The sequence below is a fragment of the bacterium genome (assembly GCA_035703895.1).
In the GTDB taxonomy this organism is placed as follows: domain Bacteria; phylum Sysuimicrobiota; class Sysuimicrobiia; order Sysuimicrobiales; family Segetimicrobiaceae; genus Segetimicrobium.
Window position 1 is genome coordinate 1 of sequence record DASSXJ010000305.1, and the last position, 3,858, is coordinate 3,858.

Genomic DNA, 3,858 nt, shown 5'->3' on the forward strand with positions numbered 1-3,858 from the left:
GACCGTTTCGGGGGAGCGTATGACCCAGAACTACGTCGAGCTTCAGCCGGGGGCGATCACCTCGGTGGACCGGCACGCAAACGAGCAGATCAACTATGTATTGAGCGGACGACTGGAGGTATGCCTTGGGGCAGACCACGCCACCAAACAGGAATTGACCCCGGGAGAGACGGTGATCATTCCACCGGACGTGGAGCATCACTTCCGAGTCGTTGGAACGGTTGCGGCGGCGATGGTCGCGTTCCTGAGCCCGCCACGAGATCGCGGATCCCGGTAGAGCCCGGATCGATGAATCGTCCCGAGACCGGGCAGTTTCTTGGGATCCTGACCGTGCCCCTGGGCAACGGCGAGGAGCTCACGTACAGGCGGTGAGTCACCTGCGAAACACCGCCAACGGCAGCAACGCGCTCACGATATACTGTCCCGCATCGACGATCTCGGAGATCTTCATGTCCACACAGAGGCTCGCAAGGATGTAGGCGTCCTCGGCCGAGAGGTGGTATGTTTCCGACAGGTGCGCGATCATCGCCCGAACCGCCTCTTGGGCTGCCTTGTAGAGATCCGGCCCGACCCCGGTCGTCCCGTACCATCCTCCGTCATTCACCCGCGGAACGAGCGGTCCGGGGGTGACGAACTGTGGCGCGGGGATTCGCCGGCCTTTCTGGAGTGTGAAGCGCAACGCAGCGTACATGGGCGCCTCGATGCCGGTGACGCACACTTCGCCATCACCCTGCGCGGCGTGGGCATCGCCGCAGCTGAATAGGGCGCCCTCAACTTGGACCGGCAGGTAGAGTGTCGCCCCGCGCGTGATCTGGCGGGTGTCCATGTTCCCCCCGAAGATCCCTGGCGGCATCACGGCCTGTTTGCTCGCGCCGGCCGGACAGACGCCCATCGTGCCAAAGAAGGGTTCGATTGGAACGGCGATATCATCGCGGAGGTAAGCGGCGTCACCGTTGGTGAGGTCGAAGATGCGCAGGTAGGGCGTTTTGAAGTCCTCGGCCAGCAGCCCGAACCCCGTGAGGATCGCAGCCCATCCCCACCCCTCGGTGTGGATGTCGAGGATTTCTATTGCGAGCGAATCGCCCGGCCCCGCGCCGTTCATATGGATCGGACCGCTCAAGGGATAGACGCGTTCCCAGTCGAGCGTGGCCAGCGTCGAGACCGTCGATGCCGGCGTGATCTGATTGTCGCTCACATCGCGCGTGCGCACGACCACGATATCGCCGCTGTCGATTACCATCACCGGCTCGTGCCTCACGTCCCAGGTAAAGTGGGCCTTGTCCACCGGAAAGTAGCGGGTCGTTCCCATCGCACTCCCTCCACCCACAGGCGTCGTCTAGGCCTAAGCGCGTTCGCAGCGCTCACATGCGCTTCTCCCCTTGGCGGTAGTGTCGCCACAGGGAGAACCCCAACCGGCCGTAAAAGTCGATGAGCGACGTCCAATCCACCACCACTTCCTCTACGCCGATCTGCGCGAGATGCCGGACCGCGTGACGGAGCAACATCAGCCCGAGACCGCGACCGCGGAAGCTCGGATCAAGGCCGATGGGGCCGATCCCGCCGGCGCGCCGGCCGGTGTCCCACGTCCAGTTGAGGCTCGGTCCGATCCGCGGGGAGCCAGGGTGGAACAATTGCGCGAAGCCCACCACCTGCTTCGTGCGCACCACGCCCATGATGTCGCCGATCGACCCGCCCTCGCAAAGAAAGCGGCCGACGGTGTAACGCCACCTGCCGGGGAAAACCTCGTCGAGGAATGTCAGCAGATGGGCCTTGTCCTCCGGATCCAGCGGGCGGATCGCCACCCCGCTCTCCGCGTACAGCGCCCTGTCATCCACCATGGCAGCCGGGCGGCTCACTGTACGCCGAAGGTCGTAGGCATCTCCGACGAAGACATAACCGGCCGTGCGAAAAAATGCCAGCGCGCCCTCGTCCGCCGGCACTCCGGGAAGGAAGTGATTGGGGTCGCCCCCCAGCGTGATCATGTCGCGCCGCTGCGCCCCCAGATACTGCTCCGCGCGGGCAAGCAGGGCCGCCCCGATGCCGCGGCGCTGATAGGTTGGATGCACGGCGAGGAGGCTCACCCAACCTTGCTGCGGAAGCCACCCATCCGCCCCGAGCGGTTCCCGCACGATTTTCGCCAGACAGAGTCCGACGGCGTCGGGACGTCCGGGAACCTTCGCCAGCCAGCACGCTTTGGGGTCGACGTGCGGATCGCGTACGCCGTTTTGCAGAAACAGTTCCCGCGAGAGGGGAAACCGTTCGCCGAGCGCGGCGTTCCAGACGTTGAGCACCTGTTGGAGCATTGAGGGGCGATATGCGACGAGGCGCAGGCCCGGAATCGTACGCGCCCTTCCGATCACAACACCACCACCTCGAGGCTCGCCTCGGTCAAAGCCGGCTGTTCCACTCCCTGGCCGCCCACGAAAGGGCCTGCTGAGGCGTCATCCGGCCGAAGAACGCGTTCTCCACCGCGTCGCGGAAGATGCGGAAGAGCTCATCGCTGTGCGCCGTCACCACGGTGAGGTCCCGCGCAATCCCGAGCTCCCTCGCAGCGATCGCGCGGCCGCGGTCTTCGGGGGTGGTGCCGGCTCGCGTGAAGTACGGGTCGGTCGCGGCGGCCCGGGTAGAGGGAAAGGCCACGACAACATGGGAGAGCGCGAGCTGATTCTCATCGTTCGTGACGAACAGCGCAAAATCCACCGCCGCGGTGCGATGGCGGCTCGCCAGCGGCACAACCAGGTCCATCGTCGGCAGGTCGAGCACCTGCCCCCGCCCGAGCGGCGCCGGGGCGACCAGAGTCTCGCGGTAGACGTCCGGGCCGTCTGAGCGAACCCGGAGGACAAACTCCGCTCCGATCGCGAGCATCGCCAGCTGCCCGGCCGCGTACCGCTCCGTGGCCCCGAGGTACCCGCGCTGGAGCGTATCGGTCGGGAACATGTCGTGCTTGAACAGGTCAACGTACCGCGCGAGCAGCGCGACATGGGCCGGGCTGTCGAAGACCGCGCGGCGCCGGTCCGGGCTGAGTACCGGCAGCCCCTCCTCCTGGAACAGCGTGAGCAGCCGGATCTTGTCGACGTTCGGCATGAACCCGTACACGCCGGTTTTCTGCTTGATCGTGACTGCGGTCTGGATATACGCGTCCATGGTTGCCGGCGGATGGGTGGGATCCAATCCGGCGCGCCGGAACAGCGCCTGGTTGTAGGCGAGGACACCGGGTTCCACGTACCAGGGAATCCCGTAAGCGCGCTCTCGGACGCGCAGCGACGCCCAGATGTTGGGGAAGTAGCGGGCCCTGGCGGCCGCCGGGACGGCGGCGTCCATGTCCACGAGTGCGTGGGCTTGGACCATCCGGATGGTGATCTCGGTATTCAGGTTGACGACATCGGGGGCGACGCCTCCCGCGATCGCAGCCAGGAGTTTCTGATCGAGGGCCTGCATCTGGAGGTCGATCCACCGGACGCGCACGCCAGGATGCGCGTGCTCGTACCGGTCGATCATGCCCTGAGCGTAAGCCGTGAGCAACGGCTGGAGGGCGATCGTCCAAAACTCGAGCTGCGCCTGCGGTGCCGCGGAGGCGGCGCCAGCCCCGAGCAGGAGAGCAAGCATTGCGACGGCGGTGAGGCGGCGTCTCATTGCCCGGCGCTTTCGGCGGCACGGAGATCCGTTCCTTGTGTCGTTGTAGCTCACGGGATAGAGCAACTGCTTGATGCGCTCGGTCGTTCGGGAAGACGAGACCAGATGCTGGTCTGAGAAAGGCTAGAGGTGTGCTCGGCGAGGGCCTAACGTGCCAAATATGTTCCGCGACTAAGGACCGGCGGGGTTGTGGTCAACCTCGCACCGATCGCGCAGGCGCGTCGC

Annotated in this window: 4 protein-coding genes; 1 reads left to right on the top strand and 3 read right to left on the bottom strand. The window is 65.7% G+C overall.

What is annotated here, in order from left to right:
• Positions 1 to 277, top strand: a 277-nt coding sequence (locus tag VFP86_19970; GenBank protein HET9001929.1) for a cupin domain-containing protein, incomplete at its 5' end; no start/stop codon positions are given.
• A gap of 96 nt (positions 278 to 373) precedes the next feature.
• Here the strand turns inward: VFP86_19970 and VFP86_19975 are convergent.
• From VFP86_19975 to VFP86_19985, 3 genes are read right to left on the bottom strand one after another with little or no spacing between them, the layout of a single operon-like run.
• Complete coding sequence (locus VFP86_19975) at positions 374 to 1,309, bottom strand: acetamidase/formamidase family protein (protein HET9001930.1); 936 nt, start codon at positions 1,307 to 1,309, stop codon at positions 374 to 376.
• Between the two features lie 52 nt (positions 1,310 to 1,361).
• Positions 1,362 to 2,360 (bottom strand): GNAT family N-acetyltransferase, encoded by a 999-nt coding sequence (locus VFP86_19980; GenBank protein HET9001931.1) that lies wholly within the window; start codon positions 2,358 to 2,360, stop codon positions 1,362 to 1,364.
• Positions 2,361 to 2,388: 28 nt separating this feature from the next.
• Entirely contained in the window at positions 2,389 to 3,633 is a 1,245-nt protein-coding gene (locus VFP86_19985) for a sugar ABC transporter substrate-binding protein (protein HET9001932.1), read from the bottom strand.
• Between the last annotated feature and the right edge of the window lie 225 nt (positions 3,634 to 3,858).

What these genes read in the sequence shown, in the direction of transcription:
- VFP86_19975 (HET9001930.1), bottom strand. Translation starts at nt 1,309, where the DNA reads ATGGGAACGACCCGCTACTTTCCGGTGGACAAGGCCCACTTTACCTGG.
- VFP86_19985 (HET9001932.1), bottom strand. Translation starts at nt 3,633, where the DNA reads ATGAGACGCCGCCTCACCGCCGTCGCAATGCTTGCTCTCCTGCTCGGG.